Genomic DNA, 14,230 nt, shown 5'->3' with positions numbered 1-14,230 from the left:
ACCGTCGGGACCACGCCCCGGGCCACGCCGGCCGAGCCGCACCTGAACACGACGGGCCGCACCACCAGGTCTTCCCCGACCTTCCGCGGCCCGCCCCACCCGGCCGCGACAGCGACTTCCGCGGTACGCGACGTACGCACCGGCCTCCTCTGACTCCGTACGCACGCCCGGCCCCGTTCCGGCCTTCGCGCCCCGGCCGTCCCGTGCGCCCTCTTCCTCCATCTCACCATGCCCGCACGCCCTCGCCAGGCGTGCCGCCATCTTCGCCTCCGGCGGGAGTTCACCATGCCCAACTTCGCTTCTGCGTCCACCCCTTCGCCAATGAGCCGTCGGCTGTTCCTCAGCACCACGGGCGCCCTGTCGCTCGGCGCCGCCCTGACCGCGTGCGGCGGCGGTGATTCCGGCGGTTCCTCCGCCGCCGCCAAGCCGGTCGCCCAGGCCGACATCGACAAGGCGATGAAGACGCCGACCGAGCTGACGTTCTGGACATGGGTCCCGAACATCGCCAAGGAGGTCGCGCTGTTCGAGAAGAAGTACCCGGCCGTCAAGATCAAGGTCGTCAACGCCGGTCAGGGCACGCCCCAGTACACGAAGTTGCGCACGGCCCTCAAGGCCGGCAGCGGCGCTCCGGACATGGTCCAGATCGAGTACCAGGCCATCCCCACCTTCACGATCACCAACAGCCTGCTGGATCTGCGCCCGTACGGCGCCTCTGCGCTCAAGTCGACCTTCGTGGACTGGACCTGGGGCCAGGTCAGCGGAACGGACGGGGAGATCTGGGCGATACCGCAGGACACCGGGCCGATGGGCATGCTGTACCGCAAGGACATCTTCGACAAGCACGGCATCGAAGTGCCCACCACCTGGGCCGAGTTCGCCGCCGCCGCCCGCAAGCTCCACAAGGCCGACCCGGACGTCTATCTCACCAACCTCGCCGCCAACCAGGTCGCCGCCTGGCACGGTCTGCTCTGGCAGGCGGGCGCCAAGCCCTACGCGACCTCCGGCAAGAGCGACATCACCATCAGCGTCGACGACGCCGTCTCCCGCAAGCTCGGCGCCTACTGGGGCGGCCTCGCGAAGGAGGGCGTCATCGGCGTCGAGCCCGACTTCACCGACTCCTGGTACGCCGCCCTCAACAAGGGCAAGTACGCCACCTGGATCACCGCGGCCTGGGGCCCGGTGTTCCTGTCCGGCTCCGCCAAGGCCACGGCCGGCAAGTGGCGGGCGGCCCCGCTGCCGCAGTGGGACACCGCCAAGCCGAGCTCCGGCAACTGGGGCGGCTCCACCACCGCGGTCATCCGCTCCACCAAGAACCCGATCGCCGCGGCCGTGTTCGCACAGTTCCTCAACAGCGACCCCGCCAGCGCGAAGATGTTCGCGACCGAACAGTTCTTCTTCCCTGCCACCAAGGCCCTGCTCACGGACGCCGAGTTCGTCGGCGACGCGCCCTCCTTCTACGGCGGCCAGAAGGTCAACCAGGTGTTCGCCGACGTCAGTTCCACCGTCAACTCCTCCTTCCAGTGGCCCCCGTTCCTCGACCAGGCCGCGACCGACTGGACCGAGACCGTCGGCAAGTCGCTCGCCGACCACACCGACACCGTCCGCGCGCTCGGCAGCTGGCAGTCGCGGCTGACGACGTACGCCAAGAACCAGGGCTTCACCGTCAAGGGGGGCTGAGATGTCCGCCGTTCGCCGCCGCCGGATGGCGGGGCCGCTGTTCGTCGCCCCGTTCCTGACGCTGTTCCTGCTGCTCTTCCTCGCGCCGCTCGGCTACGCCGCCTACCTCAGCCTGTTCCAGAACCGGCTCATCGGCGGCAATGTCTTCGTCGGCCTCGACAACTACACCCAGGCCCTGGGCGATCCCCAACTCCTGCACGGCGTGGGCCGGGTGGCGCTGTTCTTCGTCATCCAGGTGCCGCTGATGCTGCTGCTGGCGCTGCTGTTCGCGCTGGCCCTCGACAGCGGCCTGCTGCGCCTCGCCCGCCTGATCCGGCTCGGCATCTTCGTCCCGTACGCGGTGCCCAGCGTGGTCGCCGCGCTCATGTGGGGCTATCTGTACGGGCCGGACTTCGGCCCGTTCGCCCAGCTGAGCCACGACCTCGGGCTGCCCGCACCGGACTTCCTCAGCGACGGCTGGATGCTCGGCAGCCTCGCCAACATCGTGACCTGGGAGTTCGTCGGCTACAACATGATCATCCTGTACGCCGCCCTGCGCACGATCCCGCAGGAGCTGTACGAGGCGGCCGCGATGGACGGAGCGGGCGCCTGGCGGATCGCCTGGTCCGTCAAGCTCCCCGCGCTCAAGCCCGCGCTGCTGCTCACCCTGCTGTTCTCCGTCATCGGCAGCTTCCAGCTGTTCAACGAACCCAACCTGCTGATGAAGATCGCCCCGGACGTCATCAGCAGCTCCTACACCGCCAACCTCTACGCCTACTCCCTCGCCTTCACCGGCCAGCAGGTCAACTACGCGGCCACGGTCTCCTTCCTCCTCGGTCTCGTCATCGTGTTCGCCTCCTACGCCGTCCTGCTCACCGCGAACCGCAGGAGGACCCCGTGACGACCACGACCCCGCCGGCCACCACGGCCCCCAAGGCCACCGCAGCCGAGCCCACTCCCCGCAGGACACGGCACCGCTCCCGCCGCAGCACCCCGCTGACCATCGCCATGCTGGCCGCGCTCGGCTACTTCCTGCTCCCCCTGTGCTGGCTGCTCATCGCCTCGACCAAGAGCACGCAGGACCTGTTCAACAGCTTCGGCCTGTGGTTCTCCCACGCCCCGCAGCTGCTGACCAACGTCAAGGAGACGTTCACCCAGGACGACGGCGTCTTCGTGCACTGGCTGCTCAACACGGCCCTGTACGCCGTCGTCAGCGCCCTCGGGGCCGCACTCCTCGCGGCGGCGGGCGGCTACGGGTTCGCCAAGTTCCGCTTCCGTGGTGACCGGCTCGCCTTCAACCTGGTCCTCGGCGCCGTCATGGTGCCGACCACGGCCCTGGCGATCCCGACCTATCTGCTCTTCGCCAAGGCCGGTCTGGTCAACACCCCGTGGGCGATCATCCTGCCGTCCCTGGTCAACCCGTTCGGCCTCTATCTGATGCGTATCTACGCGGCCGACGCCGTCCCCGACAGCCTCCTTGAGGCCGCGCGCATCGACGGCGCGGGCGAGGCCCGCATCTTCTTCCGGATCGCCCTGCGCCTCCTTGGCCCCGGCCTGGTCACGGTGCTGCTGTTCACGCTCGTGGCGACCTGGAACAACTACTTCCTGCCGCTGATCATGCTCAACGACCCCAACCTGTACCCGATCACGGTCGGGCTGGCCTCCTGGGCCGCGCAGGCCCAGAACGGTGGGGCCGGGGCCAGCAGCGACATGCTCGCGCTCGTCGTGACGGGCTCGCTGCTCTCCATCGTGCCGCTCGTCGTGGCCTTCCTGATGCTCCAGCGCTACTGGCAGAGCGGTCTGGCCGCCGGCGGCATCAAGCAGTAACCCCTCAACCATCCTTCGGAGGTCTCCTTCATGGCGGCTCTGCCTGCCCGCGTCCTGTTCGGCGCCGCGTACTACCACGAGTACCAGCCCCACCCCCACCCCGCCGAACGCCTCAAGACCGACCTGGACCTGATGGCCGACGCCCATATCACCGTGATCCGGGTCGGCGAGTCGGTGTGGTCGACCTGGGAGCCGCAGAACGGCCGCTTCGCACTCGACTGGCTGCGACCGGTGTTGGACGGCGCCCACGAGCGCGGCATCTCCGTCGTCCTCGGCACCCCGACCTACGCGGTGCCGCCGTGGCTGGCCCGCCAGTACCCGGAGATCACCGGCGAGGGAGGCACCGGCGAGCGGATCGGCTGGGGCGGCCGTCAGGAGGCCGACTTCACCCACCCGGCGTTCCGGTTCCACGCCGAGCGGGTCATCCGGAAGATCGTCGCCCGGTACGCCGACCACCCGGCCGTCATCGGCTTCCAGGTCGACAACGAGCCCGGCCTGCACCTCTTCCACAACCACGGCGTCTTCCAGCGTTTCGTCGACCATCTGCGCGACAAGTACGGCGACGTCGAGACCCTCAACCGCGAATGGGGCCTGGTCTACTGGTCGCACCGTCTGTCCACCTGGGCCGACCTCTGGACGCCGGACGGCAACCAGCAGCCCCAGTACGACGTCGCCTGGCGGGAGTTCCAGGCCGCGCAGGTCACGGAGTTCATCGGCTGGCAGGCCGACATCGTCCGTGAGTACGCCGCCCCCGAGCAGTTCGTGACCACCTGCATCTCCTACACCCGCCCCGGTGTGGCGGACGACGAGCTCACCGACCGCCTCGACATCGCCTCCGGCAACCCGTACTACGACATGCAGGACGGCCTGCGCCTGCCCGATCCCACGCCCGACTCGCACGAGCAGATCTGGAAGACCACCGGCGTGTGGGCGCTGTACCAGACCGCCGACTGGATGTTCTCCTCCCGCCAGGAGCCGTTCCTGGTCACCGAGACCAACGCCGGCTCCATCGGCTTCCCGTGGGACAACCGCCCCGGCTACGACGGGCAGTGGCGTCAGGCGGCTTGGGCGCTGGTCGCCCGCGGCGCCCGCATGATCGAGTACTGGCACTGGCACACGCTGCACTTCGGCGCCGAGACCTACTGGGGCGGCATCCTCCCGCACACCGGACAGCCCGGCCGGACGTACGCCGAACTGGCCCGGCTGGGCGCGGAGTTCGAGACCGCCGGGCCGCTCGTCGCCGGTCTTGAGCCGGACGCGGACATCACGATGGTCTACTCGACCCCGAGCAAGTGGCTGATGCAGAAGTACCCGCCGCTGGCCCAGCCGGACGGCAGCCCGGACCCGGCGGCCTACCACCGCTTCTTCGACCCGTTCTACCGCGGCGCGTTCGAGGCCGGGCGCCAGGTGCGCATCGTCCACGCACGCCAACTCCACGACCCGGAAGGCGAAAGGGAGGGCCTGAGCCCCGAGGACGCGGTACTTCGCCATCCCGTCCTGGTCGTCCCGGCCCTGTATCTGGCCGCCGACTCCACCCTCGACTGGCTCGCCGCCTACGCCCGCGCTGGCGGCCACCTCGTCCTCGGTCCCCGCACCGGCTACGCGGACCACGAGGCCCGCGCCCGCGCCGAACGCGCCCCGGGACGGCTCGCCGAGGCCGCGGGCGTGTCCTACGACGAGTTCAGCAACCTCACCCAGGACATCCCGGTGCGCCCCGCACCCGACAGCCCGCTGCGCCTGTCCGCCGACGCCGCGGCGACCCGCTGGGCGGACGGTCTCACCGTCGCCGACGCCGACGTCCTCGCCGCCTACGACCACCCGCACTTCGGCCGCTGGCCGGCTGCCACCACCCGGCGCCACGGCGCGGGCCGGATCACCTGTGTCGGCACCGCCCCCGGTCGCGCCTTCGCCCGGGAACTGGCCGCCTGGCTGGCACCGGCGGCGCCCGGAGCGTGGCGTGACCTCCCCGACTCCGTCACCGCGACGACCGCCACGGCCACCGACGGCCGACGTATCCACGTCGTCCACAACTGGAGCTGGCAACCGGTCGCCGTGCACGCCCCGTCGGACCTCACCGATGTGCTGACCGGCGCCGCCGTCCCCGCCGGGACCGCGCTGGACCTCGGCCCGTGGGACGTACGCGTCCTGGTCGTCTGAACCCACCGCACGGCCCTCAAGGAGGAGAGACATGCACGGAAGAAGACCGGCCCAGGCACTCGGCACCGTCCTGGCCGCGTCGGCGCTGCTGGCGATGCCGATGGCCAGTGCCCACGCGTACAACCCGACGGGCGGCATCCTCTACCAACTCGGCAGCGAGCCGTGTCTGAAGGGGCGGGGCAACTGCGCCGTCTACCCGAAGTCGGCGCAACTGCCGGGCGGACGCCTCGTCGCCTCGTTCGAGAAGTCGACGGTCGTCCCGGCGACCGGCTCCGCCGACCGGCAGACCCTGCCCGTCTACAAGAGCGACGACCACGGCACGTCCTGGCAGCCGCTGTCCGACGTGAAGGCACCGGCGTACCTGTCCAGCGACCCCAAGTACGCCAAGTACACGAGCAATTGGACGAACCCCTACCTCTACGTCCTCCCGCAGGACGTCGGGAACCTCAAGCAGGGGACGCTGCTGCTGGCGAGTGTCGTGTCCGGCGACGACGCCTACTACAAGGAGCACAAGGCCGCCGACCCGAACTGGACGCCGTCCAACGACGGCGACCGCAGCGACCTGGCGATCGCCCTGTACTCCAGCACGGACAGCGGCGCGAGCTGGAACGTCGTGAACGTCATCGCCACGGGCGGCTGGCAGGGCGGCAGCGCGGGCGCGATCGGGCAGAACGTCGCGGCGGCGAACACGACCAGGCAGGTGGACCCGGTCTGGGAGCCGTATCTGATGGTCCACAAGGGCAAGTTGGTCTGCTACTACTCCGACGAGAACGACTACACCGGCTTCGACCCGGTCACCGGCGTCCCCACCCTGGACCCCGCCAATGACACCGCCCCCGACTCGCACGGGCAGATCCTCGCCCACAAGATCTGGGACGGCCGCAGCGCCCAGTGGAGCAGCCCCGTCGTCGACATCGCCGGGCTCACCCAGGACATGGGCGGCGGCAAGACGGAGATCGGCGGCGGACGGCCGGGGATGGCGAACGTCGTGCGGACGACGGACGGCAAGTGGCTGCTGACGTACGAGTACTGGGGCGGTGGCGCCAACACCCGGTACCGGCTCGCCGCCGACCCGTTGAAGTTCTTCACCGGGTCCCCCACGGGCGACGCCGTCACCTCGCTGCCGGTCTCCCCCGGCAGCCGCCCGCTCGCCACCGGCGGCAGCCCGGTCCTGATCCGGCTGCCCGGCGGGCGGCTGGTCTACAACGCGGCCGGCAGCGGCAGCGTCTGGGTCAACGACGGCGGTCGCGGCGACGGCGTCTGGAAGGAGTACCAGACCACGTCTCAGGCGGGCTACAGCCGCGACCTCCAGTACGTGGACGGCACGGGCCGGGTCGCGATCCTCAACAACCAGGGCACGTCGACCATCGCCTTCGCGGAAGTCGACCTCGGCCACTCCGCGGGCGCCTACTTCCAGTTGGTGAACCGCAGGACCGACCAGGTGATCGGCACCGGTGACAAGACCAACGACGCCAACCTCGGGAACGGGGACGTGCCCGACGTCCGGCTGGAGGACGCCGGGTCCGCCGGCAACCCGGACACCCAGTTCTGGCACGTGGTGACCGAGCCGAACGGCGGCGTCAGTCTGCTGAACAAGTCGGGAGGCCGCGCGGCGGCGATCTGGACCGGCAACGCCACGGCCGGACAGCGGATCGGCCAGTGGGTCGACAACAGCTCCACCGGCAGCTGGAACCTCGTCAGGACCGCCGACGGTTTCTACCAACTCCAGTCGGTCAAGAACCACAGCCTGTATCTGACCGGCGCCTCCGCCGGCGCCCCGCTCACCCTGCAGAGCGCCGCTTCGGACGGTTCACAGGACTGGGAACTCATCGAATAGCCCCTCCCGCATCGGCTACGATCTACGCCGACATCGCGTGTCGGTCACCGGCTGGGTGAGGCATGGAGGTGTCAGGAGATGCCTTCGGAGGCATTCCTTGTCAGTTCAGTTGAACCACACCATCGTGCACGCCCGGGACAACCGGGAGTCGGCCGAGTTCTTCGCCGCCCTGCTGGGCCTTGAGATCACCACCGAGTGGGGCCCGTTCATCGCGATCGCCCTGAGCAACGGCGTCACGCTGGACTTCGCCACGATCCCCGCGGAGAAGATCACCTCCCAGCACTACGCGTTCCTGATCTCCGAGGAGGAGTTCGACGCGGCGTACGCGAAGATCCGCGAGCGCGGCATCGAGCACTACGCCGACCCCATGCGGCAGCAGCCCGGAACCATCAACCATCACGACGGTGGCCGCGGCGTGTACTTCATGGACCCGTCGGGCCACGCCATGGAACTCATCACCGTTCCCTACGGCGGCTGGGGCGAGTAACCGCACGCGTCGAGGGCCGCACCCCGTACTCGGGGTGCGGCCCTTCGGCATCCGGACGCCTCAGGTCCGGGTCAGGCGTCCTCGACCGTCGCCGTCACGGGCGTGCCGATCTCCACCGTGCGGCTGACCGTGCAGAGCCGGTCGTGGGAGGTCTTGACCGCCCGGGGAAGAATCGCCCGCGCCCGGTCGGCGCCCTCGCCGTCCGGGAACGTGACCTGGAAGGTGACCGTGAGGTCGGTCAGCCGGTTGCCGAGGTCGTCGCCGACCTTGTTGCCGACGACCGTCACGGAGAACCCGGCGGGCTCCGCGTGGCGGCTGGTCGCGATGTCCACGTCCACGGCCGTACAGCCGCCGAGTGCCGCCAGCAGCAGCTCGACGGGGGTGAATTCGGTGTCGCCGTCGGCACCGGTACCGAAGCTGACGGTGCCGCCGCGGGTGTTGGTCGCGGTGAAGTGGCCGGTACTGATTCGTTCGACGGTGACGGTACGCACGGGGTTGTCGGTCATGCCGTCGACATTAAGGGCACGGCCCGGATGTCCTGGCAGCCGCGCACACGTCCGTGGCCGCTCATCCCCCGATTTCCGCCAGTTCCTCGCCGTCGGCGCCGTACGCGCGGAAGACAGGGAGGTTCAACGACCTCGAGCCCTCGGGGCTGTTCTCGTAGCTCCCTTCGACGGGAGAGCTGATGGCGTAGGAACTCACATAGGCGGGGTCTCCGGACAGCCGCACGACGGGGAGCACGGTGGTGCGGCCGTGGTCCGTCATCGTGATGCGGGCGGCAGGCGTCTTCCCTGTGTAGGCGAGGACGGTCACCACTCCCTTGGGGAAGGGGTACCAGTTGAGGGTCATGGGTATGTCGCCCGGCTGCTGCCGGTCCAGCGGGCCCACGCAGCTCGGTTTCCTGTCGATCGGGTGCTTCGGGCAGAACTCCCGCGGCTTCAGCAGGTACCAGACGCCGAGTCCGACATCGATCCGCTCTCCGGGCCGGACGACCCGTACCGGGGACCGGACGTCGGCCGTCCCGGGTGAGGCGGAGGGCCGCGGGGACTGCTGCCTGTCGGTTCCGGTGACCGCGTGGGAGGAGGTGGACTCCTGGTCGAGGGCCAGTTCGCCGGCCGCGGGGGTCAGCAGCAGCGCGGCCAGAGCGACGGTCACCAGCCTGCGACGCCGTCTGATGGTCGCGGCCCGGCGTACGACGCGGTCCCTCGGGAACGGCGTGGGGGCGCAGCCCCGCGCGGCCTCGTCCAGCGCCCGCCACAGCTCGGGCCCCGGCGGCTGTGGCGAGAGGTCGGCCTGCATGTCGGACACTCCCCTACTCCCCGTGGGTCATGGTGGCGGCGTACTCGGACAGGGCCGCGCTGGAGCGCAGCTTCTTCAGCGCCCGGCTGGCCTGGCTCTTCACGGTGCCGACGGAGCAGCCGAGGAGGTCCGCCGTCTGCTGTTCGCTCTGGCATTCCCAGTAGCGGAGCACGACGATGGCCCGCTGGCGGGGCGGCAGCGTGGCGAGCGCGTCGAACAGCTCCGAGCGCGTCTCGTAGTTCTCGCACCCGGACGGGCCGCGCTGCTCGGGCAGGTGAGGGGTCAGAAGCTGTACGACCCGTCGTTTGCGCTGCCGGGTCGTGTTGTTGTTGATGAGCGCCCGTCGCACGTACTGGTCGGGCGCGTCCAGGGTCTGTATGTGATGCCAGCGCAGATAAACCTTCGCCAGCGTCACCTGGACGAGGTCCTCCGCCTCGTGATGGTCGCCGTTGGTCAGCAGATACGCGGTGCGTACCAGCCGTGGCCACCGGACGGCGGCGTACGTCTCGAAGTCCCGAAGATCGTCCTGCGGTGGCTCGCCTTCGTAGCGCCCTCCCATACATGGGCTGGTGATCGCGCGCACCCTGAGTTCCCCCGATTCCTTCCGCTGCCGCGCGCAGGTCAGGCGCGCGTGAGCTTCTCCCAGTAACACCCCGCGCGGAGACCTCAGGTTGCCTGCGCCACGGATCCGGATGCGTGCTCGCGGCCCAGGGGCGACCGCTAGGGTCGTCGCCCCACCACGCCGATGGTCACGTATCCCTCGCCCGGCCCCGGTGGTCGACGCCAGGAGCGGGTGCGGACGGTGTGCAGTCGTCCCTGGGTGAGGGCGAACCGCGGGAGCCGGACGCCGAATTCGGCCGCGACGGCGTCGAGGGCGTGCCGCTCGCCCTGGCGTCCGTCGCGCGGTGCGTCCGGTCGGAAGAGCAGATCCGGGTCCAGGCCGCTCGGCACGGGGCCTCGTCTGCTGGTCGTGGTCGGTCGAACGGTGAAGGCGTACGACTCCTCGCCGTTCTCGGCGACCGACACGTGGAAGACGCCGGGGCGCTGTCCGTCGAAGGGTTCGCTCCACACCGTCACCACCCGGGTGCCCGGAGAGGCGGCCGTGCCCTGGGACGCGGCGATGCTGCGGGAGGCCGCGATGCCCGGGGAGACGAACCACCGCTCGTCCAAGGAGGCACCCGGGTGGGCCTGGAGGGCGAAGCTCCACCCCTCGCCCGCGTGGCCGACGGAGACCTGCGGTTCGTCGGCCCACGGCTCGCCGCCGTGGCCGCCGCGCGGCCGCGTCCGCGACTCCCACACCATCGCCGGCTCGTCCAGGGCGGTGGTGCCTTCGGCGCCGATCCGGCCCGGGAGTTCGGCCGGTTCCACGCCCTCGACGAGGAGGAAGCGGTACGACGTCAGGACATTGCCGGGCTGTGAGTCCGCCAGCCACGCGAGGCCGGGCGGGTCCAGGTCGGGGGTGGGGGCGGGGGCGCTGCCGCTGTGACCGGCTCTCGGTGTGGCCAGTAGCTCCCGGCCCCGTTCCGGTGTGATCAGGGGGCCGAGCAACGGGTCGGCGTACAGGCCGAAGGGGGCGAGGTGCTCCGGGCCGAGGGGCCGCCACCGGGGCAGTGCGGCGCGCAGCGTGTGCCAGGCCTCGTCCGTCCGGCCCCAGCGGGCGTGCTCCCGCGCCTGGTCCACCGCGGCGCCGAAGGGGCCCTCGGGCGTGTAGCGGTACGTCCCGGCCCACACCTGGCGCACGGCCTCCTCGACCGCGGCGCGCTCCGGTTCGGTGGCGTCCCCCAGGCGTTGCGCCAGTGTCCTGTCCTCGCGGTTCATCCGGACGTCCTCGGCGGCCAGCACCGGCACGGCCTCCAGCGCGTACCGCGGGTCGGCCACCAGTTCGTGGAAGGACACCAGATAGGTCTCCCCCAGGAGCCGACGGATCTGGTCGCGCAGCCCCGCCGCCCGGGGTCTGCCGTACGCGACCGCCTCCGAAAGCGCCGCCGCGGCCTCCTCGTACCGGCCGGACAGGGCGTCCAGGCGGGCCGACTCGACCGACGCGTCCAGCGCCCGCGTGGTGGCGTTGGCGAACTCCGTCCCGGCCCGCCGCGAGCGGTCCATCTGCAGGCGGTGGAACTCCCGGTACATGTCCTGCATGAACAGCCGGAACGAGGCGTACCGTTCGGGTGGGCTCGCCCGCCACGACGCGTACGTGTACACGGCCCACTCGCCGTCGTCGTCCACGTCCCCCGGGTCCAGCAGGAGGTACACGGCGTCCGACTCCACGTCGAGTTGCAGGGCCCGCCCCCACATCCCGGCGAGCATCTCGTCCTCCGGTGTGGGGTGGTCCACCTCTCCGGGGAAGTACTCGGACAGGCCCGCCGCGTCCTGGTGCCGGCGCACCTGACCGGTCCCGGCGAGCAGCCAGACGAACCCGCCCGCGTGCCGCCATCCGTCGGTCACCGCCAGGAACTCACGGTAGGAGGGCGGCAGTCGGTGCCCGAGGCGCTCCTCCAGCTCGCGGATGCGCTCCTCGGACGCGCCCGGGAACCCCAGCCATCGCGCGCGCACGGGTTCGTCGTCGGCCGTGTTCCGCTCGCCGGGCGGGAGCGCCAACTGCTGTGCGTCCGCCCACTCCTGGCTCCACCGTGCGAGGAACGGCCCCCAGTCCTCGATCATGTCTGCCATGACGCCGATGCTGCCAGCCGCCACTGACAAAGGGAGCCACGGACGTCAGGGCTCCGAGGTCTCTGCTTCGAGGGCGGCGCGGGTCCGCGGGCCGTAGACCCCCGACTCGTCCGCCACGACCACCCGGGTCACCTGGTAGCCGCGGACGGCGCTCTCGACCTGGCTGTCGTAGGTGCCGTCGGCGTCGCCGCTGTAGAAACCTGCCTGGCGCAGCCGGAGTTGGAGCTCGACGACTTCCGGTCCCTGGTCGCCGGGGCGCAGGACGGGAGCCTGGCCGGCGGAGGAACTCGGTGTGGGAGTGCCGCCCGTGGCGGTGGGAGCCGCGCCGGACGCCGTCCGCGTCGGGGTGGCGGTGTCGGGCGGGGTGGTCGGGCTCGCGGTGGTGGAGGCGTCCGCCGAACCGTCGGCCGAGGCGGGCGGTCGCGGGGGTGGCGTCGTCGGCGAACCTGCCGAGGGCGCGGGGCGGTCGTCGGAGGTCCGCGGGTCCGGGAGGCTCGCACGCACACCGCCGGGCAGGGAACCGTCGCGGTCGGGGCCGTCGTACCAGTAGAGCCCGCCTACGACGCATCCCGTGAGCACGGCGGCCGTGGCACCGCCCCAGCCCGCGGTCAGCAGGGCCCGTCGGCGTCGGCGCTGCCGCGCGGTGTCGTCCGGGGTGGGGTGACGCGGCGCCGGGGCGGGGTCGTCCGGTGCGAGGGGCGGCGACGGTAACTCCCGTGCGCCGTCGGCCGGTTCCGCCGTCGGGTCGCCCTCGGTGGCGGCCACGGGAGTCTCGGGTGACGCGGTGGGAGTGCCGACCTCCACGAACGGCCGGATGCGTACGGGATCGAAGTCCTCCGCGGCCGCTGCCGCAGCGCTGCGTTCGGCACGGTGGGCGTCGGACGCACGGCGAGCGCAGGGGCACGCCGGGGTGCCGTCCGCGGCGCGAGCCGTTCCGCACTCCGGGCAGACAGGGCCTGCCTGTTCACTCACACGTGCTCCCTCTTCGTACGAGGTCCAGAGTCTAGACAGAAATGGCACACACAACCTGCACAACAGTTCGAGGATCGGAATCCCGGCGTCCGCACGGCCGGGATTCAGCCACCGGGGCCGGGCGGGGTAGGTTCTTCGGCGTGAGCCGCTCGGGGGAGGAAGCCTGCGTATGAAGTCCGAGACCACGCCCTCGTCGGCCGTGGCGGAGCCGCACGACGGGTCGGCCGTCCGGATCGGCGTCCTCGCCCCGCTGACCCGGCCCGGCTGGACCGAGGCGGGCCACCATCTGCTCGCGGGGATCGAGTTGGCCGTTCGCGAGGTCAACGACGCCGGTGGAATCGTCGGAAGGCCGCTCGAACTCGTGGTCCGGGACACCGCGGCCGACCCTGAGAAGGCCGCGGCGGCCGTGACGGAACTGGCGGACCGGGGAGTGGCCGCCCTGGTCGGGGAGTATCACAGCGTGGTCGCGCGCGCCGCGGCCGGCCGGGCCGATGCCCTCGGGCTGCCGTACCTGTGCTCGTCGGCCGTGCTCGACGCGCTCACCGAGGGGCCGACGGACTGGGTCGCGCGCCTCTCCCCGCCGCAGTCGCGCGGCTGGCGGGTCTACGCGGACCATCTGCTCGACGCGGGCCACCGTCGCATCGCCGTGGCCACGCAGCCGAGTGTCTACTGGGCGACCGGGACCCGCGTCCTGCGCGACCACTTCGCCGCGCGGGGCGGCACGGTCACCGAACTCGACCTGAGCGAGCTGACCCCCGCCGCCGTCCGCGACGCACTCCTCGACCGGCGCGCGACAGCGCTCCTGCTGCTGGCCGGCCATCCGGAACCGGCCGTGCCGATCGTCCGGTCGGTCCGCCGCGACGAACGCCTCGCCGGCCTCCTGATCGGTGCCCCGGCCGGACAGCCGGAGTTCGCCGAATGGGCGGCACTGCTGGGGGACGAAGGCACCGCGATCCCCTTCCTGCGCTATCTGCCCGAGCGCCTCACGCCCCTGGGGGCCCGGGTCGAGACGCTCCTGCGCGAGCGGCTGGCCGCCGCGCCCTCGTTCGTCGCCTTCGAGGGCTACGACACGATCGTCGTCCTCGCCGAGGTGCTGCGCGCCCACGGCACGGAGCGGGCACGGATCGCCGCGTCCTGGCCGAGCGTCGCGGTGGAAGGCACCCGCGGCCTGATCCGGTTCTCCCGGACACCCGGCACCGACGTCTGGCAATGGGCCTGGGCATCGATCCAGGTCGTCGACCGCGACCCGGCACGCCCCGATCGCTTCCGGGTCCTGCGCAACGGCTGAACGGCCCTCGCCTCCGCGTCCGCGCGTCGGCTTGTAG

At 71.3% G+C, this 14,230-nt stretch carries 12 protein-coding genes; 7 read left to right on the top strand and 5 right to left on the bottom strand.

Annotated features, from left to right (window positions below):
- Positions 1-285: 285 nt before the first annotated feature.
- The 6 genes from OG885_RS42050 to OG885_RS42025 all read left to right on the top strand — a co-directional run bounded on the left by OG885_RS42050 (position 286) and on the right by OG885_RS42025 (position 7,964).
- The gene (locus tag OG885_RS42050) at positions 286-1,677 is read left to right on the top strand and encodes an ABC transporter substrate-binding protein (protein ID WP_405741752.1); all 1,392 of its coding nucleotides are present in this window, start codon (positions 286-288) and stop codon (positions 1,675-1,677) included.
- A 1-nt stretch (position 1,678) separates the two neighbouring features.
- The gene (locus OG885_RS42045) at positions 1,679-2,557 is read left to right on the top strand and encodes a carbohydrate ABC transporter permease (RefSeq protein ID WP_405741749.1); all 879 of its coding nucleotides are present in this window, start codon (positions 1,679-1,681) and stop codon (positions 2,555-2,557) included.
- On the top strand, positions 2,554-3,483 hold the full coding sequence (locus OG885_RS42040) for a carbohydrate ABC transporter permease (RefSeq protein WP_405741746.1): 930 nt from the start codon (positions 2,554-2,556) through the stop codon (positions 3,481-3,483). Before OG885_RS42045 ends, OG885_RS42040 begins: the two co-directional genes overlap by 4 nt.
- A gap of 30 nt (positions 3,484-3,513) precedes the next feature.
- On the top strand, positions 3,514-5,640 hold the full coding sequence (locus tag OG885_RS42035) for a beta-galactosidase (protein ID WP_405741743.1): 2,127 nt from the start codon (positions 3,514-3,516) through the stop codon (positions 5,638-5,640).
- A 31-nt stretch (positions 5,641-5,671) separates the two neighbouring features.
- The gene (locus OG885_RS42030) at positions 5,672-7,477 is read left to right on the top strand and encodes an RICIN domain-containing protein (protein WP_405741741.1); all 1,806 of its coding nucleotides are present in this window, start codon (positions 5,672-5,674) and stop codon (positions 7,475-7,477) included.
- Between the two features lie 97 nt (positions 7,478-7,574).
- Entirely contained in the window at positions 7,575-7,964 is a 390-nt protein-coding gene (locus OG885_RS42025; protein ID WP_405741738.1) for a VOC family protein, read from the top strand.
- A 71-nt stretch (positions 7,965-8,035) separates the two neighbouring features.
- Here OG885_RS42025 and OG885_RS42020 read toward each other — a convergent pair whose 3' ends face one another.
- The 5 genes from OG885_RS42020 to OG885_RS42000 form a co-directional block, all read right to left on the bottom strand.
- Positions 8,036-8,470 (bottom strand): OsmC family protein, encoded by a 435-nt coding sequence (locus tag OG885_RS42020; RefSeq protein ID WP_405741735.1) that lies wholly within the window; start codon positions 8,468-8,470, stop codon positions 8,036-8,038.
- Between the two features lie 61 nt (positions 8,471-8,531).
- On the bottom strand, positions 8,532-9,272 hold the full coding sequence (locus OG885_RS42015; RefSeq protein ID WP_405741732.1) for a hypothetical protein: 741 nt from the start codon (positions 9,270-9,272) through the stop codon (positions 8,532-8,534).
- 4 nt (positions 9,273-9,276) lie between these two features.
- The gene (locus OG885_RS42010) at positions 9,277-9,822 is read right to left on the bottom strand and encodes a SigE family RNA polymerase sigma factor (protein WP_405741730.1); all 546 of its coding nucleotides are present in this window, start codon (positions 9,820-9,822) and stop codon (positions 9,277-9,279) included.
- Positions 9,823-9,983: 161 nt separating this feature from the next.
- On the bottom strand, positions 9,984-11,933 hold the full coding sequence (locus OG885_RS42005) for an SMI1/KNR4 family protein (RefSeq protein WP_405741727.1): 1,950 nt from the start codon (positions 11,931-11,933) through the stop codon (positions 9,984-9,986).
- A 45-nt stretch (positions 11,934-11,978) separates the two neighbouring features.
- Positions 11,979-12,905 carry a peptidoglycan-binding protein gene (locus OG885_RS42000; RefSeq protein ID WP_405741724.1) on the bottom strand — a complete coding sequence of 309 codons (927 nt, stop codon included), beginning with the start codon at positions 12,903-12,905 and terminating at the stop codon, positions 11,979-11,981.
- A 169-nt stretch (positions 12,906-13,074) separates the two neighbouring features.
- On the opposite strand from OG885_RS42000, the gene OG885_RS41995 reads away from it, so the two are divergent.
- Positions 13,075-14,193 (top strand): ABC transporter substrate-binding protein, encoded by a 1,119-nt coding sequence (locus tag OG885_RS41995; protein ID WP_405741721.1) that lies wholly within the window; start codon positions 13,075-13,077, stop codon positions 14,191-14,193.
- Positions 14,194-14,230 lie beyond the last annotated feature (37 nt).

Source organism: Streptomyces sp. NBC_00028, assembly GCF_045041065.1.
Lineage (GTDB): Bacteria > Actinomycetota > Actinomycetes > Streptomycetales > Streptomycetaceae > Streptomyces.
The sequence above is the reverse complement of the archived record's forward strand: the minus strand, read 5'-3'. Positions and strand labels throughout refer to the sequence as shown.